Source organism: Streptomyces roseicoloratus (genome assembly GCF_004117935.1).
Taxonomy (GTDB): domain Bacteria; phylum Actinomycetota; class Actinomycetes; order Streptomycetales; family Streptomycetaceae; genus Streptomyces; species Streptomyces roseicoloratus.
The window spans coordinates 68,151-92,591 of record NZ_SDOY01000172.1; the positions used below are offsets into that span (position 1 = coordinate 68,151).

General features: G+C 73.8%; 20 protein-coding genes and 1 pseudogene. 12 read left to right on the forward strand and 9 right to left on the reverse strand.

What is annotated here, in order from left to right; genetic code table 11:
* Window positions 1-61 precede the first annotated feature (61 nt).
* Together ESG85_RS31190 and ESG85_RS31195 are read left to right on the forward strand one after the other, a co-directional pair.
* Complete coding sequence (locus ESG85_RS31190; RefSeq protein WP_128984528.1) at window positions 62-2,155, forward strand: SpoIIE family protein phosphatase; 2,094 nt, start codon at window positions 62-64, stop codon at window positions 2,153-2,155.
* 191 nt (window positions 2,156-2,346) lie between these two features.
* Window positions 2,347-2,733, forward strand: a complete 387-nt coding sequence (locus tag ESG85_RS31195; RefSeq protein WP_128984592.1) for an SHOCT domain-containing protein — start codon at window positions 2,347-2,349, stop codon at window positions 2,731-2,733.
* Between the two features lie 75 nt (window positions 2,734-2,808).
* Here the strand turns inward: ESG85_RS31195 and ESG85_RS31200 are convergent, their stop codons facing one another.
* Complete coding sequence (locus ESG85_RS31200; RefSeq protein WP_128984529.1) at window positions 2,809-4,392, reverse strand: alpha/beta hydrolase family protein; 1,584 nt, start codon at window positions 4,390-4,392, stop codon at window positions 2,809-2,811.
* 101 nt (window positions 4,393-4,493) lie between these two features.
* On the opposite strand from ESG85_RS31200, the gene ESG85_RS31205 reads away from it, so the two are divergent.
* Window positions 4,494-5,117, forward strand: a complete 624-nt coding sequence (locus tag ESG85_RS31205; RefSeq protein WP_128984530.1) for a hypothetical protein — start codon at window positions 4,494-4,496, stop codon at window positions 5,115-5,117.
* Window positions 5,110-6,219, forward strand: a complete 1,110-nt coding sequence (locus ESG85_RS36835) for a MerR family transcriptional regulator (RefSeq protein ID WP_181019165.1) — start codon at window positions 5,110-5,112, stop codon at window positions 6,217-6,219. Before ESG85_RS31205 ends, ESG85_RS36835 begins: the two co-directional genes overlap by 8 nt.
* A 34-nt stretch (window positions 6,220-6,253) precedes the next feature.
* Here the strand turns inward: ESG85_RS36835 and ESG85_RS31215 are convergent, their stop codons facing one another.
* Entirely contained in the window at window positions 6,254-7,030 is a 777-nt protein-coding gene (locus ESG85_RS31215) for an NPP1 family protein (protein WP_246095455.1), read from the reverse strand.
* A 611-nt stretch (window positions 7,031-7,641) separates the two neighbouring features.
* On the opposite strand from ESG85_RS31215, the gene ESG85_RS31220 reads away from it, so the two are divergent.
* The 3 genes from ESG85_RS31220 to ESG85_RS31230 all read left to right on the forward strand — a co-directional run bounded on the left by ESG85_RS31220 (window position 7,642) and on the right by ESG85_RS31230 (window position 11,355).
* Window positions 7,642-8,298, forward strand: coding sequence for a hypothetical protein (locus ESG85_RS31220; protein ID WP_128984531.1), 657 nt, complete (start codon window positions 7,642-7,644; stop codon window positions 8,296-8,298).
* A 194-nt stretch (window positions 8,299-8,492) separates the two neighbouring features.
* The gene (locus ESG85_RS31225) at window positions 8,493-9,584 is read left to right on the forward strand and encodes an LCP family protein (RefSeq protein ID WP_246095456.1); all 1,092 of its coding nucleotides are present in this window, start codon (window positions 8,493-8,495) and stop codon (window positions 9,582-9,584) included.
* Window positions 9,585-9,684: 100 nt separating this feature from the next.
* Entirely contained in the window at window positions 9,685-11,355 is a 1,671-nt protein-coding gene (locus tag ESG85_RS31230; protein WP_128984532.1) for a carbohydrate binding domain-containing protein, read from the forward strand.
* A 52-nt stretch (window positions 11,356-11,407) separates the two neighbouring features.
* Here the strand turns inward: ESG85_RS31230 and ESG85_RS31235 are convergent, their stop codons facing one another.
* From ESG85_RS31235 to ESG85_RS31255, 5 genes are read right to left on the reverse strand one after another with little or no spacing between them, the layout of a single operon-like run.
* On the reverse strand, window positions 11,408-12,430 hold the full coding sequence (locus tag ESG85_RS31235; RefSeq protein ID WP_128984533.1) for an ABC transporter ATP-binding protein: 1,023 nt from the start codon (window positions 12,428-12,430) through the stop codon (window positions 11,408-11,410).
* The gene (locus ESG85_RS31240) at window positions 12,427-13,431 is read right to left on the reverse strand and encodes an ABC transporter ATP-binding protein (RefSeq protein WP_128984534.1); all 1,005 of its coding nucleotides are present in this window, start codon (window positions 13,429-13,431) and stop codon (window positions 12,427-12,429) included. Before ESG85_RS31240 ends, ESG85_RS31235 begins: the two co-directional genes overlap by 4 nt.
* Window positions 13,431-14,417: an ABC transporter permease gene (locus tag ESG85_RS31245; protein ID WP_128984535.1), complete on the reverse strand. Its 987-nt coding sequence runs from the start codon at window positions 14,415-14,417 to the stop codon at window positions 13,431-13,433. Before ESG85_RS31245 ends, ESG85_RS31240 begins: the two co-directional genes overlap by 1 nt.
* Complete coding sequence (locus tag ESG85_RS31250) at window positions 14,414-15,373, reverse strand: ABC transporter permease (protein WP_128984536.1); 960 nt, start codon at window positions 15,371-15,373, stop codon at window positions 14,414-14,416. The genes ESG85_RS31245 and ESG85_RS31250 overlap by 4 nt, the downstream gene beginning before the upstream one ends.
* A gap of 9 nt (window positions 15,374-15,382) precedes the next feature.
* Window positions 15,383-17,140: an ABC transporter substrate-binding protein gene (locus tag ESG85_RS31255; RefSeq protein WP_128984537.1), complete on the reverse strand. Its 1,758-nt coding sequence runs from the start codon at window positions 17,138-17,140 to the stop codon at window positions 15,383-15,385.
* 129 nt (window positions 17,141-17,269) lie between these two features.
* Between ESG85_RS31255 and ESG85_RS31260 the strand changes: the two genes are divergently transcribed.
* Window positions 17,270-18,628, forward strand: a complete 1,359-nt coding sequence (locus ESG85_RS31260; protein WP_128984538.1) for an aldehyde dehydrogenase family protein — start codon at window positions 17,270-17,272, stop codon at window positions 18,626-18,628.
* Window positions 18,629-18,802: 174 nt separating this feature from the next.
* Here the strand turns inward: ESG85_RS31260 and ESG85_RS31265 are convergent, their stop codons facing one another.
* A complete protein-coding gene (locus ESG85_RS31265) occupies window positions 18,803-19,237 on the reverse strand; it encodes a hypothetical protein (RefSeq protein ID WP_128984539.1) in 435 nt (144 codons plus the stop codon).
* 237 nt (window positions 19,238-19,474) lie between these two features.
* Here ESG85_RS31265 and ESG85_RS31270 point away from each other — a divergent pair, with 237 nt between their 5' ends.
* The 4 genes and pseudogenes from ESG85_RS31270 to ESG85_RS31285 all read left to right on the forward strand — a co-directional run bounded on the left by ESG85_RS31270 (window position 19,475) and on the right by ESG85_RS31285 (window position 21,410).
* On the forward strand, window positions 19,475-19,663 hold the full coding sequence (locus tag ESG85_RS31270; RefSeq protein WP_128984540.1) for an NmrA family NAD(P)-binding protein: 189 nt from the start codon (window positions 19,475-19,477) through the stop codon (window positions 19,661-19,663).
* Window positions 19,664-19,695: 32 nt separating this feature from the next.
* A complete protein-coding gene (locus tag ESG85_RS31275; protein ID WP_128984541.1) occupies window positions 19,696-20,004 on the forward strand; it encodes a hypothetical protein in 309 nt (102 codons plus the stop codon).
* A 40-nt stretch (window positions 20,005-20,044) separates the two neighbouring features.
* Window positions 20,045-20,710, forward strand: a pseudogene (locus ESG85_RS31280) (NmrA family NAD(P)-binding protein); the annotation flags it as partial.
* Window positions 20,711-20,762: 52 nt separating this feature from the next.
* Window positions 20,763-21,410 carry an alpha-ketoglutarate-dependent dioxygenase AlkB gene (locus ESG85_RS31285; protein ID WP_128984543.1) on the forward strand — a complete coding sequence of 216 codons (648 nt, stop codon included), beginning with the start codon at window positions 20,763-20,765 and terminating at the stop codon, window positions 21,408-21,410.
* A gap of 81 nt (window positions 21,411-21,491) precedes the next feature.
* Here the strand turns inward: ESG85_RS31285 and ESG85_RS31290 are convergent, their stop codons facing one another.
* The gene (locus ESG85_RS31290; protein WP_128984595.1) at window positions 21,492-24,404 is read right to left on the reverse strand and encodes an NHLP bacteriocin export ABC transporter permease/ATPase subunit; all 2,913 of its coding nucleotides are present in this window, start codon (window positions 24,402-24,404) and stop codon (window positions 21,492-21,494) included.
* Window positions 24,405-24,441 lie beyond the last annotated feature (37 nt).

Genomic DNA, 24,441 nt, shown 5'->3' on the forward strand with positions numbered 1-24,441 from the left:
CGGCCATACTGAGGGTGACGACAGCCGTCCAGGGTGCGCACGGACGAGGATCGCGGTGGCGATGCAGCAGGTGCCGTTCGACGAAGTGACCACGAACGCGGCCCGGGACGCGGGCGGGTGGCTGGGTGCCCTGCCGGTGGCCGTGGTGGCCACCAGCTCGGAGGGCACGATCGTCCGCTGGGACCACGCCGCGGAGGACCTCCTCGGCTACACCCCGCACGAGGTCCTCGGCCGGCACATCGCCGACCTGCTCCACCCGGGCGCGGACCGCGTCCTCGGCCGTTCGCTGTGGGAGGGCGCCGCCACCGGGAGCGGCGTCATGGGCGTGGTGACCGCCTGGCACAGGGAAGGCCGCCCGCTGGACATGGAGATCTGGGCGTGTCCCGTCCCGGCCCGGCACCGCGGCGGGACGACGGTGCTGGTGTTCGCCGCGGAGGCGGAGGCCGCCCGCAGGATCCGCGGTTCCTCGGCGGTGTGGGACGGCCTGTTCTCCCGTTCCCCGGTCGGCATCGCGATCCTCGACACCCAGCTGCGGTTCCTGCGCGTCAACCCGGCCCTGGAGGAGATGAACGGTCTTCCGCAGGCCGCGCACATCGGCCGCCGGCTCGTCGAGATCCTGCCCGACGTCAACGCCGCGGACATGGAACGCTCCATGCGCCGGGCCCTGGAGGAGGGCCGGCCCGTCGTCGACTCGCGCCGCACGGGCCGCACCCCGGCCGACCCGGACCACGACCACGTGTGGTCGGGATCGTACGTGCGGCTGGAGGACACCGACGGCCGCCCCATCGGCCTGGCCGCCACCCTGATCGACATCACCGCCCAGCAGCAGGCCCAGATGGCGGCGGAGAAGGGCCGGCGGCACCTCGCCCTCGTCAACGAGGCCACTCTCAAGATCGGCACCAGCCTGGACCTGGAGCGCACCGCCCAGGAACTCGCCGACGTCGCCGTACCCGACCTGGCGGACGCCGTCACCGTCGACGTCCTGGACAGCCTGGCCGCCGGCGGTGAACTCGGCGCCGGCCTGGTCGGCGGCGCCACCCTGCGCCGCCTGGCCAAGGCGCCCCTCACCGGGTCACCCGTCACGGCCGCCCTCGTCCCGCTGGGACGCACCCTCACGTTCCCCTCCGGCGCCCCGTACACCCGGGCGCTCGGCGCATGCCGCCCGTTCGTCGTGGCCGACTTCGACGAGCAGGCCGTCGCCGCGGCGGCCGGCCACTCCGACACGCCCGCGGAGCTGCTCCGGCTGGGAGTGCACTCGTTCATGATGACGCCGCTGCTCGCGCGCGGCGTGGTGCTGGGGATGGCGAGCTTCTACCGGACCCGGCCCGTCGGCCCCTTCACCGAGGACGAGGTGGCCCTCGCCGGGGAACTGGCGGCCCGGGCCGCGGTCTGCGTCGACAACGCGCGCCTCTACCGGCGCGAGCACGACACCGCCGCCGTGCTGCAGCGCAGCATGCTGCCGCAGCACATCACCCCGCCCCCGGGGATCGAGGTCGCCCACCGCTACCTGCCCGCCAGCGACGTCAACGAGGTCGGCGGCGACTGGTACGACGTCATCGCACTGGACGACGGCAGGGCCGTGCTCGTCATCGGCGACGTGATGGGGCACGGCACCGCCGCCGCGGCCGTGATGGGAAGGCTCTCCGCGAGCGTCCGGGCCCTCGCCCGCCTCGACCTCGCGCCCGAGGACGTGCTGTACCAGCTGGAGGCCGCCCTGCACGACCTCGCCGAGCCGATGCTGGCGACCTTCCTGTCCATCGTGGTCGACCCCGCCACCGGCCGCTGCCGCGTCACGCGTGCGGGCCACCCGCCGCCCGCGGCCGTCTTCCCCGACGGCACCGTGCGCCTGCTCGAATCGACGCCCGGCCTGCCCCTGGGCGTCGGCGGCATCCGCTTCACCAGCACGGACGTCACCCTGCCCGCCGGCAGCCTCCTCGTCCTGTACACCGACGGCCTCGTCGAGGCACGCAGCAGCGACATCGACGCCCGCCTGTCCGAACTGACCGACCTGCTCGCCGAGCCCGTCCCGTCCCTGCCCGCCCTCTGCGACCGCCTGCTCACCCACCTCGTCCCGGCTTCCGCGGACGACGACATCGCCCTGCTCGTCGCCCGCGTCGGCGGCGGTGACGGCGGCGTCCCTGGCGGCACCGGCTAGCCAGGCCTGAGCCCAGGCCGCAGCGCGGGCCCCGGAACAGCGCGGTGCCCGGAGCCGCTCCGGGTGAGCCGCTCGTCCTCCGGAGGCTCGCGGCGACGGGGCATGCGGCCGGTACCCCGGCGTGCGATCGTGGAGATGGCCGACTCGCGGCGACGCGGGAGGAGAGAACCGTGGACTATCCGCTTCTCAATATGTTCTGGACCATCATGTGGGTCTTCCTCTGGATCCTGTGGTTCATGCTGCTCTTCCGCATCATCGGCGACATCTTCCGCGACGACGCCATGAACGGCTGGGGCAAGGCCGGTTGGACCGCCTTCGTCGTCCTCCTGCCGTTCCTCGGCTGCTTCGTCTACCTCATCGCCCGCGGCAAGGGCATGGGCCGGCGTGAACTGCAGCGGGCACGCGCGAACGAGCAGGAGTTCCAGGAGTACATCCGGGCCGCCGCCACCGCGACCGGGACACCGTCGGGCGGCACCGGACACGCCGACCAGCTGGCCAAGCTCGCCGACCTCAAGGACCACGGCCACATCACGGCCGAGGAGTACGCACGGGCCAAGGAGAGGATCCTCGCCGGCTGATGCCCGCCCGAGGCGGACGGTGGATGCCCCGAGGCCCGCCCGCACCGCTTCACACCGGCGTGCTCCACACCGGCGTCACCCCGTCAGTCGCGCGCGCACCGACCGCGCCGCCCGTCGTACGGCGGCCCGGGTCTCGGCGGTGTGGTCCAGGAGCTCGAAGCCGTGGCGGGCCGCGGGGACGTCGATGCGCTCGACCTCGGCGCCCGCCCCCTCCGCGACGGCGAGGAACCGGTCGACCGTCGCCTGGAACCCCGGGTGCTCCCGTTCCGCCCTGGTCAGGACGACCGGCGGGGACGCCGCCGTCACCCGGTCCGTCGGCCGGAACCGTTCCTCCACCGCGCGCCAGTCCGGCAGCGGTGCCAGTACCGGATAGCTGAGGGCCACGCAGCGCAGCCACGGCGGCGGGGCCGCGAGCCAGTCGGCGGCGAGCAGCCCGCCGGCCGAGAAGAACCACAGGGCGATGCGGTCCGGGTCGACCCGCGGGTCCGCGCGGACGAGGTCCACCGCCTCCGCGAGGTCGTCCGCCGCCCGGACGTAGTCCGCCAGACCGTGGAGCCGATGGTCCAGGGTCGCCCCGACCAGACCGAGGCCCGCGGCGTGCCGCCCGTGGCCGAGGAGGAACGGGGTGTCCCGGGGCGTGGGCCGCTGGTCCGGGTCGACGGGGCCGCCGTGCACGAACACCACGGCGGGGCGCGGCCCTTCGGCGTCCGGGAGGTGGAGGTCCACCCGGCCCCGGCGCCGGCGCGGCCGTTCGGGCACGTCGAGGAGGAAGGAGCCGCCGCCGTCGGTGGCGGACGCGGAGTCGGGAAGCCGCAGGCGCACGCCCTCGCCGGCCGCGGCCCGCAGCAGGACCCCGGCGAGCGGGCCGGGCGTGGACAGCATCGGCCAGTGCCCGGTGGGAAGTTCGAAGAAGCCCACGTCGGGACCGGCGAGCGCGCGGAAGCGGGGCGGACCCGAGGCCACCAGCATCTCCACCATGGAGATCGACCCGCCGTTCGCCGTGCACAGCACGCCGGTCATCGGCCGCTCCGACGGGTCGGCGGTCAGCCGCAGCGGCTGGGTGAGGGTCCGTACGGGCTGCGGCACGGCCAGCCGGTCCAGCCGGGCCAGGTGCTCCTCGGTCAGCCCCTCCGTACTGCCCCAGCGCACCCATCCCGCGCCCATGGGCGCCGGGACCGGAGTGGTGCCGTCCGCGCGCGCCAGGGCGGACGGATCGGGGACGAAGGCGCTCGCCGGATCGCCGTCCGCCGGCATGCCCGCGTCCAGGTACACCACCCGGGCACACCGCTCCGGCCGCCGGTCGGCGGCCCCCAGCACCGGATGGATCCCGTAGTCGTGGCCGACGAGCACCACGGGGCCGTGTCCGTCGGCCCCGGCCCGGTCGATCGCCCGGACCACGTCCTCGACGTGCGTCTCCAGATCGACCTCGGGCGCCGCGGGGGTCCGACCCGCCGCCACCCCGTCCTCCGGCGCCTCGCCGTCCGGCCGCCGGCCACCGGCCGTCGCCGTCGCCCCCTCCTCCGCCCGGCCGTCACCGGCCGTCATGCCGGTGAGGTTCACCGGATACGCGGCGGCCCCGGCCTCCCGCAGCCGCGCCGCGGTCTCCTCCCAGACCCACCCACCGGTGAAGGGCCCCGACACCAACACGAAAGCGGTCATCGCGCGTTCCTCTCTCTCGTCCCGTCCCGCCTTGCTCCGTACGCGGGGCACCGTAGGAACTCCTGCTGGGGGAGGTTCAAGCGCGACGTAGGCTCGTGACCATGGGTCTGGACATCACGGTGCTGATCGCCGACTGGTCGTGGCTGGGCGCGGCCCCCGTCCCGGAGCGGGCGGGACTGCTGCGCGACGCCTGGTACGACGACGCGACCGGGTTCTGGGAGGCCGACGCGCCCGTCGTCGACGGCGGCTGGACACTGCCGCGCGGACCTCACCAGGACCGCTTCGCGCGCTACGGGTTCACCCGGACCAGTCCTTCGTACAAGCCGCACTTCTGGGCCGGCAGCCGCTGGGAGGACGTCCGCGACCACGTCGACCGCGCGCTGCGCGACGACCTGGACACCGTGCTGCGCGGCCTGGTCTGGGACGGGCCGGAGGGAGTCGGACTCCGGGTCGAACCAGAGGTGTTCGGCGCCGGTCCCGACGCGTACGGCGTGCTCGTCGCCCGGACGCCGGCCGGCGTCCGGGAACTCGTCGCCGCCTGGGACCGGGCGGCGAGACGGCCGCCCGGACTCGGCGTACTGCGGGCGCCGTTCGACGCCCACGCCGCCGATCCCACCGGATGGGTGGGCGAGTTCGGCGCCTTCGAACTGCTCCTGCGGGACTGGGGTCTCGTCCTCACGGAGGCCGCGCGCCGTGGCTGGGCCGTCGTGGGGCTCAGTGAATAGCGGGGGCGACGGGCTGTGGAGCATCGGCGAGCTCGCCGAGCGGGCTCGTACCACCGTCAAGACCGTCCGCTTCTACTCGGACCGCGGGCTGCTGCCCGAGGCCGGCCGTACCGGCGGCGGGCACCGGCGGTACGGGCCGCCGGCCCTGGAGCGACTGCTGCTGATCCGCTCGCTGCGCACGCTCGACCTGCCCGTGACCGACGTGGGCCGGGTCCTCGACCGGGACGACGCCCTCGAGGACGTCGTGGCGCGGCGGCTCGGCGAGGTCGGCCGGCGGCTGACCGCGCTCCGCTGGCACGAGGCCTCGTTGCTGCTGCTCCAGGACTGCGCCCCGGACGAGCGGGCCGAGCGGCTCCGGCTGCTCGGCGGGCTGTCCACGCCGCCCGACACCACGGCGCTCGCCCGGTTCTGGCGGCGCAGCCTGCCCGTCCGGTTCCCGGCGCGGCTCGCGGCCTCGGTCGTGGAGGCGGCCGTGCCGCAGCCGCCGGACGACCCCACACCGGCGCAGGTCCTGGCCTTCGCCCGGCTGCACGAGCTGGTCGCCGCGGCACCCGCACCCGCCGTCCACCTCGCCGGCGTGGACCACCGACCGGTTCCGCTCTACACCGGGCTCGCCGAGGCGTACGAGCTGGCCGCCGCCGACCCGGCCCCTGCCGACCCGGCCCCGTTCGAGCCTGCCTCGGCCGACCCGACTTCGGCCGACCCGGCCGCTGCGGGACCGCTGACGGGGGTACCGGCCACCGCCGGCCCGGCTGTCGGCGGTCCGGACGCCGCCGGTGGGCCGGCCACGGCCGCGGCGGCCGCCGCGGCGTCGGCGGGAGGGCGGCTGCCCGGCCCGCGCCAGGCTCTCGACCGCTTCGTGGCCGCCTACGCCGACGCGCTGGGCGCGCGGGACACCATGGTGTTCCGCCGCCGTCTGGCGCGGCTCCTCGTCGCCGGGGCCGATCCGCTGACCGGCCGCTACTGGCAGCTCGCCGGCGAACTCCGGGCGCTGGAGGACGGACCCACCGCCGGTGCCGTGCACGGCCGGCTGTGCCTGGCCCTCAAGTCGGACCTCGCGGGGCCGGAGCGCGCTCCGGCCGTACGGACCTGGGGCGCGTGACCGCCCGGTCGGCAGGGCGCCGGCCCCGGCCGACTCAGGCGTTCGGGTCGAACGGGATGCCCGCCGGCTTGGCGCGGGACAGCGCGGAGGCGAAGTCGGCGTCCCGGATCTTGAGGGTGGCCGAGCCGAAGTCCGCGCCGGTCAGCTTCTCCCGCAGGCCCGCCGGGTAACCGTTCCAGCCGACGAGCCGCGGGTAGAACCAGCGCCCGGTGGAGTTCTCGATCTGGTCGTCGGTGGCGTTGGCGAAGCGGTAGCAGTGCGTGGAGAGCCCGTCCTTGTGGTAGACGATCTTGGGGTGGGTGCCGTCGAAGCGCACCGAGGAGCGGGCGGCCACCTGGTAGCCGCTGTGCTGCGAGACCGACACGTACTGGACCTCGTTCCCGCTGATCCAGACGACGACGTGTTCCCAGTCGTGGGTGTGCCCGATCGCGAGGGGACCCCAGGTCGCCTGGTCCTTCTCGTAGTAGCCGGCGTAGACGACGGCGCACCAGCCGTTGTTGCACTTCGCGCGGGAGTAGCTGTTGGCCGAGGCCAGCTGGGCGGGGTCGTGGCAGTGGCCGTTGACCGTGCCGCCGAGCTTGAGGCCGGGGTTGAGGGTCCCGTCGGAGCCGATGGCGGCCGTCATGTAGCAGCCGTCGGTGTCGAAGTCGTACGCGGGGGCGAAGGTCTGCTCGAGCCCGTCGGCGTTCTGCGCCAGCGGCGGGAGCACCGCCGCGTGGGCGGTGGCCGGGATGCCGACGACGAGGGCGAGGGCGCACAGCAGGGCGGCGAGCGCCGTCCGGCGGCGCCCCGGCGCAGAGATCAGGTGCACGTCAACTCCTTGGGTGTGGGGGCGGGTCACCTTCGCAGTCGGGTGCGCGCAGCGTCAACCGTCATGCGCAGAAAGGGGAGTTGTGAATCGACGGGGGAGGGTTGCGGAACGCCGGTGTGGGGCGCGGCAGCGTGGGGAGGGGCGCGCGTGAGGCCGCGCATGCCGTCAAGGGGCGGCGCGAGCTTCGCCGGATCGTGCGGTTTCGGGCTTGGGGATCAAGGTGCGGGGCGGGGACACGGCAAGATCGTGCGAGGACGGGATCGTTTCCGAACAGGGGCCGTGGGGGCTCCTGGATCCCGTGTCCGAGCGTCGTGCGCCGATATCGCCGCTCGCCCGCCGCCCCCGGACGAGGCTCCGCTCCGGGGGTGGCGCCACACTCGCCCGTATCGCCCGCCGAAGGTGTCAAGCGGCCTGTCACGACAATCTTTCTGACGGGGCGTCAGTAGTGGCGGGAATCGTGTCTGTACATGCCTACCGGCGGGTTCTACTCTCAAGTCGCTTTGCGCGTACACCCCCACCCCACACGTCAGCCCACGCGCAGACGGTCACCACGCGCCGAACGGCGCATCCGCACCTCCTCGCTCCCCACACCCCACCACCGAGGAGATCCCATGTCCAAGCTGCTCACCGCCGCGACCGGTCTCGCCGCGGCCACCGCGCTCACCCTCGGCGGCACCGGCACCCAGGCGGCCTCCACCACGCTGCTCCCCGCCGGGCACTCCTTCGCCGCCGAACTCACCGGCAAGGCCACCTTCGTGGCCGGTTCGACCACCATGACCTGCACGGTCTCCGCCTCCGTGCCGACCACCGGCCCGAACAACCAGGTCCCGGCCGCGCCCGCCAACCACAACGAGGCCGGCCCCGTCACCGTGCCCATCAACCCGCCCACCTTCAGCGGCTGTTCGACCAGTGTCTTCGGCGTCAGCGTGACCGTCACCGCCAACGCCGCCAACGGCGCCTGGACGCTCTCCGCCCAGAACGGCGCACCGGTCACCGCCGGGTTCACCATCCCCAAGGGCGGTGTCGTGCTCAAGACCAGCGGCTTCGCGTCCTGCACCATCACCGCCTCGCCCGCCGGGCCCACCGCCGTCGACGGCACCTGGACCAACGGCGCGCCGTCCGCCCTCGCCATCAGCGGCGCACCGGTCCCGGCCACCGTCACCGGCGGCTTCCTGTGCCCGACCGGCAACCAGTCGGCCACCTTCACCGCCACCTATCGGATCACCGACACCACGGACCCCGCCCAGCAGATCACCGTCACCGGCTGACCCCCGCAGGGCCCGGCGCCGCAGACCACGTCCCGCCCGTCACGTCTCGGCGGTCCGGGACGGGTCCGGCCGTTCCGTCGCGCGTCCGCCTGATCTTCGGCATCCTGGTGGCCTGAAGTGCGCGCCCCGCACGACGAGTCGGGGCGCGGTGGGGCGATCCGGGGCGGGGGCCGCGGAGGGGGGAGGCGTGGCGGATGGGTGCGCGCGACACACAGGGCGGAGCCGGCGACGGCAAGCTCGCGGAGGAGGACGGCATCACCGAAAGCGCCGGCGATGCCCCGCCAGCCGGCGGCTCGCGCCCGCGCCGCCGCCGGCCCCGGGCGCGGACGGTGCTGCTCGGGGCGCTCGCCCTGCTGGTCGGGGCGGTGCTGCTGACCGCCGGCGCGGGCTACTGGGCGTACCAGCACTACACGGGCCGGGTGCAGCGGATCCCGCAGACCTTCCCGACCGACGCCCCGGTGCCCGCGGCGTCCAAGGGCGGCCGGAACTTCCTCCTCGTCGGCCTCGACTCGCGCTCCGAGGTGCCCACGACCGGCAGCGACGCCAAGGGCAGGCTGTGGACGTACGGCGACCAGCGCAGCGACGCGATGATGCTGGTCCACATCCCGGACGACCACTCCGCCGCCTACGTGGTGTCGCTGCCGCGCGACTCCTGGGTGGACGTCCCCGGCCGCGGCAAGGCGAAGCTCAACGCGGCCTTCTCCTGGGGCGGGCCGCCGCTGCTCATCGACACGGTGCAGCGGCTGACCGACGTCCGGGTCGACCACTTCGCCGTCATCGACTGGAACGGCTTCCGCAAACTCACCGACGCCGTCGGCGGCGTCGACGTCATCATGTCCGACGGCGAGCGCAGGCACCTGAACGGCGAACAGGCCCTGGACTACGTGGGGGAGCGGAAGAACCTGCCCAACGGCGACTTCGACCGGACGCACCGGCAGCAGAACTACCTGCGCACCGTCCTGGAGAAGGTGATGGGTTCCGCGTCACTCACGGACCCGGCGGGGCTGAAGAGGACCCTCGACATCTTCACCGAGACGGTCTCCGTCGACGAGCGGTTCGGCGACGGCGAGATGCGCGAACTGGTCTGGAACATGCGGTCGGTGCGCGCGGGCGACATGACCTTCATGAACGCGCCCGTGAAGGGCACCGGAACGGAGCGCGGACAGTCGGTGGTCCACCTCGACCGGGCACGGTGCGCCGCCCTCTGGAAGGCGTTCAAGGACGACACCGTGGAGGACTACGTGAACACCCATCCGATCGACCGACTGCGGCCCGCGACCAACTGACTCCGCATCCAGGGGGACTTGACGCGGGGATTGGTCCAGTCCAGATTGGTCCAGTCCAATCCGTGACCGCTTCCCCTCCTCAACTCCCCCTGGAGGTACGGTGCTCATCCGCAACCGCCTGGTGGCGTCGCTCGGCGCGTCGCTCCTCGGTGCGGCGGCCCTCGTCGCCCTTCCCACCCCAGCCCAGGCCGCCAACCTGCTGACCGACCCCGGCTTCGAATCCGGCGCCCTGACCGGCTGGAGCTGCTCCGGCGGCACCGGTTCCGTCGTCTCCACCCCCGTGCACGGTGGCACCAAGGCACTGGCCGGCGCCGCGAGCGCCTCCGACAACGCCAAGTGCTCCCAGACCGTCGCCGTCCAGCCCAACACCACGTACACCCTGTCCGGCTGGGTCCGCGGCAGCTACGTCTACCTCGGCGTCGACGGCGGCGGCTCCACCTGGACCGCGTCCGCCCCCTCGTACCAGCAGCTCCAGCTGAGCTTCACCACCGGCGCGTCGCAGACCAGCGCGACGGTCTACACCCACGGCTGGTACGGCCAGGGCACCTACCACGCCGACGACATCAGCCTCGACGGACCCGGAGGCGGAGGCGGCACCGACACACAGGCACCGACCGCGCCCACCGGCCTCCAGGCCACCGGCACGACCTCGTCCACGGTGTCGCTGTCCTGGACCGCCGCCACCGACAACGTCGGCGTGACCGGCTACGACGTCTACCGGGGCGCCACCAAGGTCAGCACCGTGACCGGCACGAGCGCCACCGTCGGCGGACTCGCCGCGAACACCGCGTACACCTTCACCGTCAAGGCCCGCGACGCCGCCGGCAACGTCTCCCCGGCCTCCGGCGCCGTCACCGCCACCACCACCCCCGGCGGAGGCGGCGGCACCGGCTTCAAGCAGGCCGCCCCCTACCTCTACCTCGGCTGGGGCAACCCGCCCGCGCCCGCCACGGTCATGAACGCCACCGGCATCAAGACCTTCACCATGGCCTTCATCCTCTCCTCCGGCGGCTGCAACCCGGCCTGGGACGGCCAGCGTCCGCTCACCGGCGGCGTCGACCAGTCCACCATCGGCGCCATCCGGGCCGCCGGCGGCGACATCGTCCCCTCCATCGGCGGCTGGTCGGGCAACAAGCTCGGCCCCAACTGCTCGACCCCGGAGGCCCTGGCCGGCGCCTACCAGAAGGTCATCGACGCGTACGGCCTGAAGTCGATCGACGTCGACATCGAGAACACCGACGAATTCGAGAACGCCGTCGTCCAGGACCGCATCCTCAACGCCCTGAAGATCGTCAAGGCCGGCAATCCCGGCCTGAGGACGATCCTCACCTTCGGCACCTCGACCACCGGCCCGACCTCCTGGGGCAACCGGCTCATCGAGCAGTCCAAGGCGCTGAACGCCGGCATCGACGTCTTCACCATCATGCCCTTCGACTTCGGCGGCGGCGCCGACATGTACGGCAACACGGTCAACGCCACCGAGGGCCTGAAGAACAAGCTGAAGTCCGTCTACGGCTGGGACGACGCCACCGCCTACGCCCACATCGGCATCTCCGGCATGAACGGCCTCTCCGACCAGCAGGAGGTCACCTCCCTGGAGGCCTGGACCAAGATCCGCGACTGGGCCAACGCCCATCACCTCGCCCGGCTCGCCTTCTGGTCCGTCAACCGGGACCGCGGCTGCGCCGGCGGCGGCGTGACCGAGACCTGCTCCGGCATCGCCCAGCCCGACTGGGAGTTCACCCGCATCACCGCCGGCTTCACCGGCTGAACCGACTCCTTCGGATCCGGGGCGGACCCGCCCGGGATCCGGAGGAATCGGTCTACGACCGGACGGACCCCGGCCCGCCGGCCCCGTCCCCCGGCACCGGGCCCGTCTCCGGGAAGTGGCACGCCACCTCCCTCGCCTCCCCTGCCGCGGTGATCCGCAGCAGGGGAGGCTCCGTGCGGCACACGTCCTGCGCCTTCGGGCAGCGCGGATGGAAGGTGCAGCCCGAGGGCGGCGCGGCCGGGCTCGGCGGATCGCCGCGCAGCACGATCCGCTCCCGGGCCCGCTCCGCCGCCGGGTCCGGCAGCGGCACCGCCGACAGCAGCGCCCGGGTGTACGGGTGCGCGGGATCGTCGTACACCCGGTCCTTCGGCCCGATCTCCACGATCCGGCCCAGGTACATCACCGCCACCCGGTCGCAGACCCGCTTCACCACCGACAGGTCGTGGGCGACGAAGAGGTACGCGAGGCCCAGCTCGGCCTGGAGCCGCTCCATCAGGTTCACGATCTGCGCCTGCACCGACACGTCGAGCGCCGAGACCGGCTCGTCGGCCACGACCAGGCGCGGACCGGTCGCCAGCGCCCGGGCGATGCCGATGCGCTGGGCCTGACCGCCGGAGAACTCGTGCGGATGCCGGTCCAGATGCTCCGGGATCAGACCCACGAGATCCATCAGCTCGGCCGCCCGCCGCCGCGCGTCGGCCGCCGAACTCCCGTGCACCAGCAGCGGATCCGAGATGGTCCGGGCCACCGTCCGGCGCGGGTTGAGCGAGGAGTGCGGATCCTGGAACACCATCTGCAACTCGCGCCGCAGCGGCTTCAGCGCGCGCTGCGGCAGCCGGCTGATGTCCCGCCCGTCGTACGTCACGGTGCCCGAGGTCGGTTCGAGCAGCCGGACGATCATCCGCCCGGTCGTCGACTTGCCGCAGCCCGACTCGCCGACCAGGCCGAGGGTCTCGCCCGCCGCGATGTCGAAGGAGACGCCGTCCACGGCCCGCACCCGCGCGGCGCGCGGTCCGCGCCCGGGAAACGTCATCGTCAGGTCGCGGACCGACAGGAGTGGGGTGGTGCTGCTCATGACGCGACGCCTCCGTACGCGGGGAAGTGACAGGCCGCCGGATGCGCGGCCGGGCCGGCGAGCGGCGGACGCTCGCCCTCGCACCGGGCCCGGTCCTCGTCCGTGCCGAGGGCCGGGCGCGGGCAGCGCGGCGCGAAGGCGCAGCCCGGGGCGGGGGAGAGCAGGGACGGCGGGGAGCCCGGGATCGCCCGCAGCGGGGCGTCGTCCCGGTCGTCGAGACGCGGCAGCGAGTCGAGCAGGCCCCGGGTGTAGGGGTGCGCGGGCGCGCCGAACAGGCCGTCCACCGGCGCCCGTTCGGCCGCCCGGCCGCCGTACATCACCAGCACCTCGTGGGCGACCCGGGCCACCACACCGAGATCGTGGGTGATCATCACGACGGCCAGCCCGCGTTCCTCCTGCACCCGGGCGATCAGCTCCAGGATCTGGGCCTGCACCGTGACGTCGAGCGCTGTGGTCGGCTCGTCGGCGATCAGCAGCTCGGGCTCGCAGACCAGCGCCGTGGCGATCATCACGCGCTGCCGCATGCCGCCGGAGAACTGGTGCGGATACTCGCCGGCCCGCCGCGCCGGCTCCGGGATGCCGACCTCGGCGAGCGCCTCGACGGCGAGCCGCCGGGCGACCGCGCGGCGGGAGCCGAAGTGCACCCGGTGGTGCTCGGCGATCTGCTCGCCCACCGTGTAGTAGGGGTGCAGGCTCGACAGCGGGTCCTGGAAGATCATCGCCATCCGCCGGCCGCGCAGCCGGTTCAGCTCCCGCTCCGGCAGACCGACCAGTTCGCGCCCGTCGAGGCGGATCGAGCCGGCCACCCGGGCGCCCGTGTGCAGGCCCATCACCGCCAGCGAGGTCACCGACTTGCCGGATCCGGACTCGCCGACGATGCCGAGGGTCCGGCCGCGCGGCACGTCGAAGGAGAGCCCGTCGACGGCGCGCACCGGGCCGTGCCGGGTCGGGAACTCGACCGTGAGGTCACGGACCGAGAGCAGGGGTTCGGTCTCGGGCATCAGTACCTCACACGCGGGTCGACGACGGCGTACAGCAGGTCGACGCACAGGTTGGCGACGACGATGAAGGTGGCGGCGAGCAGCGTCACCCCGAGGATCACCGGCTGGTCGCCGGTGGTGAGCGCCCCGTAGAAGAGCCGTCCCACGCCCGGCAGTCCGAAGATGGACTCGGTGATCACGGCGCCCGCGAGCAGCCCGCCGAGGTCCATGCCGAAGATGGTGAGGATCGGCGTCATCGCGGCCCGCAGCCCGTGCTTGACCACCACGGTGCGTCGCGGCAGACCCTTGGCCCGCGCGGTGCGGATGTACGGCTCCGCCATCGACTCGATCATCGAACTCCGGCTCTGCCGGGCGTACATGGCCGCGTAGAGGATCGCGAGCGCCAGCCACGGCAGCAGCAGGTTCGACGCCCAGGACAGCGGGTCGGAGCCGAACGGCACGTACTGCGGGTAGGGCAGCAGCCCGGCCACCCGGATCAGCCCGTAGATCAGCATCACGGAGGTGAAGTAGACGGGCAGCGAGGCGGCGGCGACCGCGCCGACCATCAGGGCCCGGTCGGTGAGCGTGTCCTTGCGCAGCGCGGCGGTCACGCCCGCGCCCAGGCCGAGCGCCAGCCAGATCAGGGCCGCGCCGACGGCGAGCGAGGCCGAGACCGGCAGCCGGTCGACCAGCAGGTCCCAGACCGGCTGGGCGTTCTCGTACGAGTAGCCCAGACAGGGGAAGGAACAGTCCAGCGCGTACGGGCCGGAGCCGAAGGTGCGCCCGGTGAAGATGCCGGTGACGAAGTCGCCGAACTGGCGCCACAGCGGCTGGTCGAGGCCCATGTGGGCGCGGATCGCCTCGAGGCGTTCGGTGCTGCACGACTTGCCGCACGCGGCGGCGGCCGGGTCGGAGGGCAGCACGTAGAAGATGAGGAAGGTGATGGCGGCGACCGCGAGGAGCACGCCGAGCATGCCGAGCAGCCGGCGGCCGAGGTAGAGGATCACGACCGGCCTCCCCGGGGGTCGAAGACGTCCCGCAGCGCGTCGCCGAGCAGGGTGAAGGCGAGGACGGTGAGGAAGAGACACACGCTGGGCACGACGAAGTACATGGGGTCGGTGTCGTAGAAGGCGACGCTCTCGGCGATCATCTGGCCCCAGGACGGCGTCGGCGGGCGCACGCCGACACCGAGGTAGCTGAGCGCGGCCTCGGTGGCGATCATCCCGGGCACGATCAGGGTCGTGTAGGCGATGACCGGGCCCGCGACGCCCGGCAGCACCTCGCGGGTGAGGATGCGCCAGTCGGACGCGCCGCTCACCCGGGCCGCGTCGACGTACTCGCGGTGCTTGAGCGAGAGCGTCTGGCCGCGCACGATCCGGGCGATGCCGGGCCAACCGAAGAGGCCGATGACCAGGACCATCAGCAGGATCCGGTTGACGTCCCTGGCCACCGACATCATCGCGATCATGAAGATGAGGGACGGGAAGGACATGGTGAGGTCCATCAGCCGGGACAGGACGGTGTCGGTGCGCCCGCCGAAGTAGCCGGCGGCCACGCCCGCCGCGACCCCCGCGACCACCACGATGGCGGTCGCGGCGAAGGCGATGAGCAGCGAGACCTGGGCGCCGTGCACCACCCGGGCGAACAGGTCGCGGCCGGTGACCGGCTCGACGCCGAGCCAGTGCTCGGCGGAGACCCCGCCGAGCGGCCCGATGGGCAGCCCGCCCAGGTAGGGGTCGACGGCGGAGGCGTCGAACTGGTCGGGGCGCCAGCCGCCCAGGCGGCTGAGCAGCGGGGCGGCGACGGCGATCAGGGCGAACAGGGCGACGACGGCGAGGGCGGCGAGGGCCGAGGGACGGCGGCGCAGCTCGGCCAGGGCGAGCCGCCAGGGGCTGCCGCCCCCGGCCGGCCCGGCCTCCGCCCGCTCCTTCGCCCTGTCCGGGGATGCGGAGACGGTGGTCATGGACTCGGCTCAGCTCCCGCTCTTGGACGGGTCCTTGAGACCGATCGTCGCGTAGTCGATCTGGCCGCCGAACGAGGTGTGCCCGAAGGCGCCCGCGACGTTCGGTCCGACGAGGAGCGGCTTGCGCTCGACGACGACGGGCGCGGTGGGTGCCTTGGCGAGGATCTGCCCGTCGAGCTCCTGCCAGGCCTTGTTGGCCGCGGCGGCGTCGGTCATCGCGGCGATCTCGTCCATCCGCTTCATCGTGGGCTCGTCGCGGAACAGGGAGTGGTTGCCGGAGTTGCCCTTCTCCTTGATGTAGCGGCCGTCGAACACGAAGGGCAGGAAGGTGGAGCCGGACGGGTAGTCCGGACACCAGCCGGTGTAGGTGAGGTCGGTGCGGTTCTTGGTGTCGCCGATGGTGTCGTAGAAGGCGGACGGGTCGACGGTCTCGATGGTCACCTTGATGCCGGCCCGGCCGAGGGACTGCTGGACGGCCTCGGCGACGGCCTTGTCGCCGGTGGAGACGGTGATGCTGGTGGAGAAGCCGCCCGGCTTGCCGGCCTCCTTCAGGAGCTGCTTCGCCTTGTCCACGTCGCCGGTCGGCGGGATCTTCAGCGTGTCGGGCTGCTTGCCGCCCTCGAACAGCGAGCCGGGCATGAGCGCGGTGGCCGGCTCGTTGAGCGCCGGCCCGCCGGACGCGGTGAGCACGGACTGCCGGTCGAGGGCGTACTGCACGGCCTGGCGCACCTTGACGTCGTCGAAGGGCGCGCGGCCGGTGTGCATCTGCAGCATCTCGGTGCAGTTGGTGGACTCGGCGAGCAGGCGGGCCCGGACGTCGGGCTTGGTGAGGACCTTGGGCGTGCTCTCGGGGCGGAGGTTGACCCAGGAGACGGCGGAGGCGTCGGCGCCGGAGCCGGTGATCAGCCGGTCGTCGATCTGGTTGCCCTTGAGGCCCATGGTGACGACGATCCGGTCCGGGTAGGCCTTGCGCACGCCGTCCGTCTTCGGGTCCCAGTGCGGATTGCGGACCAGGACGAGCTGCTTGTCGCGGGCGTACGACTCGATCTTGTACGGGCCGGAGGAGAACGGGCGGTTGTCGTACTGGGGGCCCTTGTCCTGGGACTTGGGCACGGGGGCGAAGGTGGGCAGAACGGTCGCGTAGGGGAACTCGGCGAACGGCTTGCGCAGTTCGAAGACGATGGTGTGGTCGTCGGGCGTCTTCACGGAGTCCAGGTGCTTGCCGCCGGCCGGGCCCTGGTAGCCCTCGGCCCCGGCGAGGTAGCGGGCCGCGTAGTCGGGGCCGCCGGGGAGGTCGGGGGAGAAGGACCGCTCGACGTTGTACTTGACGTCCTGCGCCGTGACGGGAGAGCCGTCCTCGTACTTCAGGCCCTTCTTCAGGCGGAAGGTCCAGGTCTTGGCCCCGTTGGAGGAGGTGCCCAGGTCCTCGGCGAGGTCCGGGCTCAGCTCGCCGCCCTTGGCGCCCGGCTCGGCCTTGTAGGTGAGCAGGGTGCGGTAGAGCAGCCGGGTGCCGAAGTCCATGTCGCCCATGACCCAGTTGCGGGCCGGGTCGAGGTGCGTGAAGTCCTGGTTGGACAGCACGGTGAGCGTGCCGCCCTTCGCCGGTGCCCCGCCCACGACCTTGCCGAGGTTTCCGGTGGCGGGATTGGCCCCGCCCTTCCCGGGGCCCCCGTTCGCGCCGGTGCCGCCGCCGGAGCAGCCGGCCGCGCCGAGGGAGAGGGCCGTCACCACGGCGACGGCGAGGATGTTTCGCTTGTGCTGGTCCATCAGGAGTCACTCCGACGTGGAGGGTTCGGTCGGCCTCGCGAGATCCGCTGGCCGAAAATGTGACCCGTAACATAGTAATGTGAAATTGTACTGCGCAAGCCCTCGGACACGACAGAGAAGGTTCGACGCATGACCGTGATCTCCCGCAACCCCGCCGACCCGGCCGACCGTCTCGTCGACATCCCCGCACCCGGCGCCTTCGCCGCGGCCGACGCGGTCGAACGGGCCCGCACCGCCCAGCCCGGCTGGGCGCGCGGCGGGGCCGCCGCCCGCGCCGCCGCCCTCGGCGCGGCCGCCACCGCGATCGAGGCCGCGAGCACCGAACTCGCCGACCTCGCCGTACGGGAGGTCGGCAAGCCGGTCGCGGAGGCCCGCGCCGAACTCGGCCGCACCGTCGCCCTCTGGCGCTACTACGCCCAGGCGTCGTACGAACCCACCGGAGCCGTCCACGAGCCGGCGGCCGGACCGGGACTGCTGCTCACCCGGCGCCGGCCCCACGGCGTCGCCGGCCTCGTCACGCCCTGGAACTTCCCCTTCGCCATTCCCACCTGGAAGGCGGCGCCGGCGCTCGCCGCCGGGAACGCCGTCGTCCTCAAGCCCGCGCCGGAAGCCACGGCCTGCGCCCTGCGGCTCGCCGAGCTCGTCCGGCAGGCGCTTCCCGAGGGCCTGTTCACCGTCGTGCCCGGCGGCGCCACCGAGGGCGGCGCCCTGGTCTCCGCCGCCGACGTCGTCTCCTTCACCGGCTCCTCCGCCGTCGGCCGTGAGGTCGTGCGCACCGCGACCGCCCGGGGCATCCCCGTGCAGGCCGAGATGGGCGGCCTCAACGCGGCCGTCGTCCTCCCCGACGCCGACATCGAGAAGGCGGCCCAGCACATCGCCGCGTCCGTCTCCGGATTCGCGGGCCAGAAGTGCACCGCCACCAGCCGGGTCATCGCCGTCGGCGACGCCCTCGACCCGCTGCGCGAGGCACTGGCCGAGGCGCTGCGGGCCGTCCCGGTCGGCGACCCCGGCGACCCGGCCACCGTGTGCGGTCCGCTCATCTCCGAGGCGGCCCGCGACGCGACGCGGACGGCCTGGCAGGGGCTGTCCGTCCTCGCGGGCGGCACCGTCCCGGACCGCGGCGGCTGGTACGCGGCGCCGACCCTGGTCGAGAAGGCGGCCCCGGGCCACCGGCTGCTGCGCGAGGAGGTCTTCGGCCCCGTCGCGGCCCTGCTGTCCGCGCGCGACCTGGACCACGCCGTACGGATCACCAACTCCGCCCGCTACGGTCTGGTCACCTCGGTCCACACCGCCGACCTGGCCGCGGCCCTGGAAGGCCTCGACCGGCTCGACACCGGAATGGTCCGGATCAACGCGCCGACCACCGGGGTCGACTTCCACCTCCCGTTCGGCGGCACCAAGGCCTCCAGCTTCGGGCCGCGCGAACAGGGCCGCGCCGCCCTGGACTTCTACACCTCGTCCCGTACGTACACGGTGTCGCCCGCCTGACGGGCCGTACCGGCGCGACGGGGGCGGCCGGCCCTCCCTCGCGTCTTCGGCGACCGCGTCCCGCTCACGGCATCGGGTTCGGCGGACGGACGGGCCGTCGTCTGTGGGGGGGCGTGATCCCCCCCCCACAGGCGGGCAGATTCCCTGCCCCCGCAGGCGCGCGGGCCCGGGGCGCTATCCCTCGGGAGCGGACAGCCTGGCCAGCAACCGCTGGGCTTCCGTGCCGACGATCTCATCCGGGTCCGCGGCCAGTACCTCCAGCTGCCGGAAGAACGCACTCCCGCCGGACGTGCCGGACAGCCAGCGTGGATCGCAGTCGACTTCGGCAGCGAGCTGGTCTGCGACCGAGGAGTCCTCGGCGCGGCCCAAGGCCGCCAGCACGGCGCGCAAACCCCACAGGTCCCCCCGCTGAAGGAGGGCTTCGGCCGTCTCGTGGACCACTCCGGTGTCGTGGGCGTCGAGCAGGAGCCGTCGAAGGACCTCTGCGATCTTCGGCACCTCCGCTGCGACGGCGAGCCGACGCCCTGCTGCCGCGCGCACCGCCCAGGACGCAGAATCCGCGTCCTGAACAGCGGCGACGAGCTCGGCATCCCCTTCGAAAGAAGTCATGAACACACCCTGACAGTGCCCGAAGCGCATCGCCAGGTCCGAACCCCCGGCCCTGCGAGCGACATTGCTGGCTCGGCGCAGCGCCGCCCCGGCGGTGCCACTGCCTTGCACCACCGCAGTCGCCCGGCCCGGGCGGGGGCCGCCGTTCCGATGGCGGCCACCCGGAGGGCGCCGCAGCATGGAGGGGATCTCGTCCCCTCCCCGCCGCGGACGCCCGTCACCGGAAGCGAGCACCCCATGAGCGCACTCGTCGCGGTCGCCGGCGCGACCGGCCGGATCGGCCGTCGCGTCACCGGCCTGCTCGCCGAGGCGGGCGTGCCGGTCCGCGCCCTGGGGCGCGACCGGGCGAAGCTCGACCGGCTGCCCACCGGTGACACCAGGACGGCGTCCTACACAGCTGACTGGTCACTGTGCTTCGGCTCATGACAGGGTGTCCTCCTGAGCGTTGAGGGGGAGCCATGGCAGAGGTCGGGGGATGGATCTGGGAACGCAACCTGCGGTCGTTCCTGGAGTTGCTGTCGCACTACGTGGGCTACGGCTTTGATGCCACCGACTGGTCGACGGTGGCACTGGCGATCGAGGCGACCGACGACGAGCGGACCGACGGCTGGTACTCGTACCCCTTGGTCGGCGAGCATCGACAGGTCGAGATTCGGCTTGCCCGCGCGGTCGGCGGCGATGAGGTCAGGTTGGTCGTGAAGGGGGCTCTGACGCCTGAGCTGGAGGTCCGGGCGGACACGTTGCTGGCCGCCTTCGCAGCCGGGTGACCAAGGTCGACTTGACCCGTGAGCCGCATGAGGTGTCTGCCTCGTCTCCGCGCACGAGGGGCCCGGCCGGGTGAGGGCCCACGCCACCGTGGTGGACGCGGCCGTCGTCGTCGGCGTCCGGCGGATCGTCTACCTCTCGTACCTCAACGCCGCACCGCACGCGACCTTCACCTACGCCCGCGACCACTGGCACACCGAGCAGCACATCCGCTCCACCGGTGTGGCCTTCACCTTCCTGCGCGACAGCACCTACCAGGCCGACCTCGCCGCGATGGCGTCCCCCGACGGCGTGCTCCGCGGCCCCGCCGGCGACGGCCGGGTGGGCGCCGTCACCCATGACGACGTCGCCGCGTCGGCCGCGGCGGTGCTGCGCACCACGGGACACGAGCACGACAGCGCCACGTACGACATGACCGGCCCCGAGGCGCTGAGCTTCGCCGAGATCGCCGCCGCGCTGAGCGCGGCGAGCGGGCGCACGGTCACCTACGTGTCCGAGACGCGTGACGAGGCCCATGCCTCGCGCGCGGCGTACGGCGCGCCCGACTGGGAGGTGGAGGGCTGGATCACCTCGTACGAGGCGGTGGCCGTCGGTGAGATGGACGACGTGTCCGACGACGTCCGCACCCTGACCGGGCAGCCGCCGCAGGCCTTCGCGGACTTCCTGGCGGCCCACCCGGAGAGCCACCGGCACCTGCTGCCGCGGTGACCACGAACATCGGAATCGCTCGCATGTTCGATCCCTCGTCTATCCTGGACGCATGACAGCGGCACGACCCGACATCCCCGGCTTCCAGGGCTCCCTCTTCGACCAGGGCTCCGACATCGGACCCGGCCCGCTGGACGGCATCCGGCGCACCGAGCTCGGTGACGGCGCATGGGTCGACCACCTGCCCGGCTGGTTCCACGGCGCCGACGCGCTGTTCGAGGAACTGGTCGCGGGCGTGCCCTGGCAGGCCGAGGAGCGCACGATGTACGAGAACGTGGTGGCCGTCCCCCGCCTGCTCGCCTCCTACCGCGAGGGCGCCCCGCTGCCGCACCCCGCGCTCGTCGAGGCCCGGACGACGCTCGACGCCCACTACGCCGACGAGCTCGGCGAGCCCTTCGTCACCGCCGGGCTCTGCCTCTACCGCGACGGCCGCGACAGCGTCGCCTGGCACGGCGACCGCACCGGCCGCTCCGCCACCCAGGACACGATGGTCGCGATCCTCGCCCTCGGCGACCCGCGTGACCTCGCCTTCCGCCCGCGCGGCGGCGGCCCGGTGGCCCTCCGGCTGCCGTCGGGTCACGGCGACCTGCTGGTCATGGGCGGCTCCTGCCAGCGCACCTGGGAACACGCCGTACCGAAGACCACCCGCGCCGTCGGACCCCGGATCAGCGTCCAGTTCCGCACCCGTGGGGTGCGCTGACCGCCGAGGCCGAGGCCGAGGCCGGGGCCGAGCCCGCGGCCGTGTGCGCGGTCGGCCGGGCCGGCAGCCGGGGACCGCCGGTCAGCGCAGCTGGCGCCGCACCAGCTCGTGGAACAGGCCGTCCGGGTCCGCGAGCAGCTCGGCGGGCGTGCCCTGCTGGACGACGCGCCCGTCCGCCATCGCCACCACCCGGTCCGCGCCCATCACCGTGGACAGGCGGTGGGCGATCACGACCCGGGTCGTGCGCAGGGCCCGGGTCGACTCGATGACCACGCGCTGGGCCTCGTTGTCGAGCGCGCTGGTCGCCTCGTCGAGGAACAGGATGCGCGGCTTGCGGATCAGGGCCCGGGCGATCATCAGCCGCTGCCGCTGGCCGCCGGAGATCGTGCCGCCGCCGTCCGACAGCATCGTGTGCAGGCCCATCGGCATCGCCCGCACGTCGTCGGCGAGACCGGCGAGGGCGACCGCCTCCCAGACCTCCTCCAGCGTGTACGCCTCCGCGCCGCGCACACAGTCCAGGATCGAGCCCGTCAGCGGCTGCGCGTGCTGGAGCACCACACCGCACTGACGGCGCACCGCCGCCTGGTCCAGCGCCGCCAGGTCCTGACCGTCGTAACGGACCGCGCCCTCGGTGGGCCGGTCGAAGCCGATGAGCAGCCGCAGCAGCGTCGACTTGCCGCAGCCGCTCGCCCCGACCACCGCCACGAACTCCCCGGCGCCCACGGTGAGGTCGACGCCGTCCAGCACCAGCGGGCCGTCCTCGCCGTACCGGTACGACAGCTGCCGGGCCTCGATCGCGCCGCTCAGCACGCCCGGACGGGCCGCGCCGCCGCGCACCTCGGGCGCCTCGCGCAGGATCGGCTCGACCTGCTCGAACACGGGCAGCACGGCGGCGACCGACAGGAGCGCGCCCGTCAGCTGGGTGACCGAGGCCAGCAGCATCGTCAGCGCCGTGGAGAAGGTGAGGAACCCGGCCGCCGACATCGTGCCCCGGGCCGGACCGGCGAGCAGCACGAACATCACCAGGGTGCACAGCGGCAGACAGACCGCGCCGATGACCGTGACGGCGTTCTGGATCCGTCCGGCCCGCTGCTGCAGCACCCGGGTCCGGGCGAACTCCCGCGCCCAGGCCGCGTAGGCGAAGCTCTCCGCCGCCGCGACCCGCAGCTTCGGGAGCCCGCGCAGGGTCTGGAACGCCTGGTTGTCGAGCCGGTTGCCGAGCTCCACGAGGCGCCGCTGGTACCGCAGCTGCCACAGACCGAGCCCGAGCAGCACCGCGGCGACCACCAGCAGCATCGCGAGGGCCACAAGCCCCAGCGGCACGCTGTGCGCGAGCAGCAGCACCAGGTTCACGCCGCCCACCGCGCCCGCCTGGAGGCAGACCGGGGCCACGCCGGACAGCATGCGGCGGATGACGCCGATGCCGAGGGCCGCGTTGGCGAGCTCACCGGTCGAACGGCCGGTGAAGAAGGTCGTCGGCAGCCGCAGCAGCCGGTCCCAGACGGCCGGCTGGAGCGTGGCCTCGATCCGGCCCTCCATCCGCAGCAGGGCCACGTTCTGCAACAGCATGAACGCGGCCGACACCACCGCCGCCGCGACCAGCGCCAGAGCCGTCCGCACGATCAGGCCGCTCTCGCCGGCCGGCACGTAAGCGCCCAGGACCCGCCCGGTCGCCAGCGGCACCGTCGCGCCGAGGACCACCGACACCAGACCGCCCAGCAGCAGGTCCCTCAGCTCCAGGCGGGTGCCACGGGCACAGAAGCGCAGCAGCCGCACCAGACCGAGCCGGCCCTCAGGCAGCGGCCGGTAGAACATCACCGCCCGGTCCTCGAAGCCGGCCGCCTCGTCCGCGCCGATCCGCTCGCGCCGCCCACCGGGCCGGTCGACCGCCACGTAGCGGCCGCGCCGCCACAGCAGCGCCACCGGCGCGCCGTCCCGCTCCCGGCGGCCCACCAGAGGGCCCGCGTTCTCCCGCCACCAGCGCCCGCGCAGCCCGATCTCCCGGGTGCGGACGCGGGCGGCGAGCGCGATCCGCTCCACCGGGTCGAGCCGCTCGTCACCCGCGGCCGCCGCGGCCCCGCCGACCGTCTCCGGGAGAGCGATCCGGGCGTCCGCCGCGACCAGCCGGCACACCGCCAGCGTGGCGTCGGCGTCACCCCCGCCGCGCGACCGCCCGCCGTGCCGGCCGAGGGCCGCGAGCAGCGTCCGGTCCGCCTCGCTGCCGGCCGCCCGGCCCGCCGCGAGACCCGCCGCCGTCCGGTCCTCCTGCGCCCGCTCCCGCTCCTCGATCCAGCCGTCCAGGGCGTGGAGCAGCCGGTACTGCTGCTCCACCATGCCCTGCCACAGCGCCGCGTCCACGAGCAGGGTGCCTGCCGCGGCCGACTCGTACACCGCGCCGTACGCCAGGCTCCCGGGCGGCACCCGCATCCACACGACCTCGTCGTCCGTGACGACGTCCGGCCCGCCGGTCCGGTCGTCGAGCGGCGCCTCGTACAGGACCCGCAGACCGCGCCCCACGCCGAGCGCGAACGCATCCTCCAGCGGACTCGCGACCGGCGCGCCGGACCCGTACGAGCCGTTGGTGACCGCCCCGTACCAGCCGGGCGTACCGGATTCGTACCAGCCGGGCGCGCCGCCTTCGTACCGGCCGGGCTCCGGCCGGTACAGCTCGCGCAGGTCGACGCGGCGCAGCAGGCACTCCGCGGAAGGCCGGCCGACCAGGGTGTGCCGGGGGCCCTCGGCCGGACCGAGCAGCAGCGCGCCGGCGCCGACCCGGCCGAGGAAGTGCCAGGCCCCGGCGCCGGCCGCGTCCACCGCGAACAGGTCCAGGCTGCCGTGCGCCACCAGCCACAGCACGGACGGCCCTTCCAGGGACAGCGCGCGCAGACCCGAGCAGTCCACGCCCGCGCCGAGCCCGCCGAACGCGGCGAGCACCGGGTCCTGCGGGTGCGCGCCGGAGGCCCCGGCCTCGGGACCGGCGGAGCACCCGGCCATCGCGGCGGGGCCGGGCGTGACGGAGCGGGGCGTGGTC

Bases quoted from the DNA above. Each gene is read 5' to 3' on its own strand.
- ESG85_RS31190 (WP_128984528.1), top strand. From the start codon at position 62: ATGCAGCAGGTGCCGTTCGACGAAGTGACCACGAACGCGGCCCGGGAC.
- ESG85_RS31195 (WP_128984592.1), top strand. From the start codon at position 2,347: ATGTTCTGGACCATCATGTGGGTCTTCCTCTGGATCCTGTGGTTCATG.
- ESG85_RS31200 (WP_128984529.1), bottom strand. From the start codon at position 4,392: ATGACCGCTTTCGTGTTGGTGTCGGGGCCCTTCACCGGTGGGTGGGTC.
- ESG85_RS31205 (WP_128984530.1), top strand. From the start codon at position 4,494: ATGGGTCTGGACATCACGGTGCTGATCGCCGACTGGTCGTGGCTGGGC.
- ESG85_RS31220 (WP_128984531.1), top strand. From the start codon at position 7,642: ATGTCCAAGCTGCTCACCGCCGCGACCGGTCTCGCCGCGGCCACCGCG.
- ESG85_RS31225 (WP_246095456.1), top strand. From the start codon at position 8,493: ATGGGTGCGCGCGACACACAGGGCGGAGCCGGCGACGGCAAGCTCGCG.
- ESG85_RS31235 (WP_128984533.1), bottom strand. From the start codon at position 12,430: ATGAGCAGCACCACCCCACTCCTGTCGGTCCGCGACCTGACGATGACG.
- ESG85_RS31240 (WP_128984534.1), bottom strand. From the start codon at position 13,431: ATGCCCGAGACCGAACCCCTGCTCTCGGTCCGTGACCTCACGGTCGAG.
- ESG85_RS31250 (WP_128984536.1), bottom strand. From the start codon at position 15,373: ATGACCACCGTCTCCGCATCCCCGGACAGGGCGAAGGAGCGGGCGGAG.
- ESG85_RS31255 (WP_128984537.1), bottom strand. From the start codon at position 17,140: ATGGACCAGCACAAGCGAAACATCCTCGCCGTCGCCGTGGTGACGGCC.
- ESG85_RS31260 (WP_128984538.1), top strand. From the start codon at position 17,270: ATGACCGTGATCTCCCGCAACCCCGCCGACCCGGCCGACCGTCTCGTC.
- ESG85_RS31265 (WP_128984539.1), bottom strand. From the start codon at position 19,237: ATGACTTCTTTCGAAGGGGATGCCGAGCTCGTCGCCGCTGTTCAGGAC.
- ESG85_RS31270 (WP_128984540.1), top strand. From the start codon at position 19,475: ATGAGCGCACTCGTCGCGGTCGCCGGCGCGACCGGCCGGATCGGCCGT.
- ESG85_RS31275 (WP_128984541.1), top strand. From the start codon at position 19,696: ATGGCAGAGGTCGGGGGATGGATCTGGGAACGCAACCTGCGGTCGTTC.
- ESG85_RS31285 (WP_128984543.1), top strand. From the start codon at position 20,763: ATGACAGCGGCACGACCCGACATCCCCGGCTTCCAGGGCTCCCTCTTC.
- ESG85_RS31290 (WP_128984595.1), bottom strand. From the start codon at position 24,404: ATGGCCGGGTGCTCCGCCGGTCCCGAGGCCGGGGCCTCCGGCGCGCAC.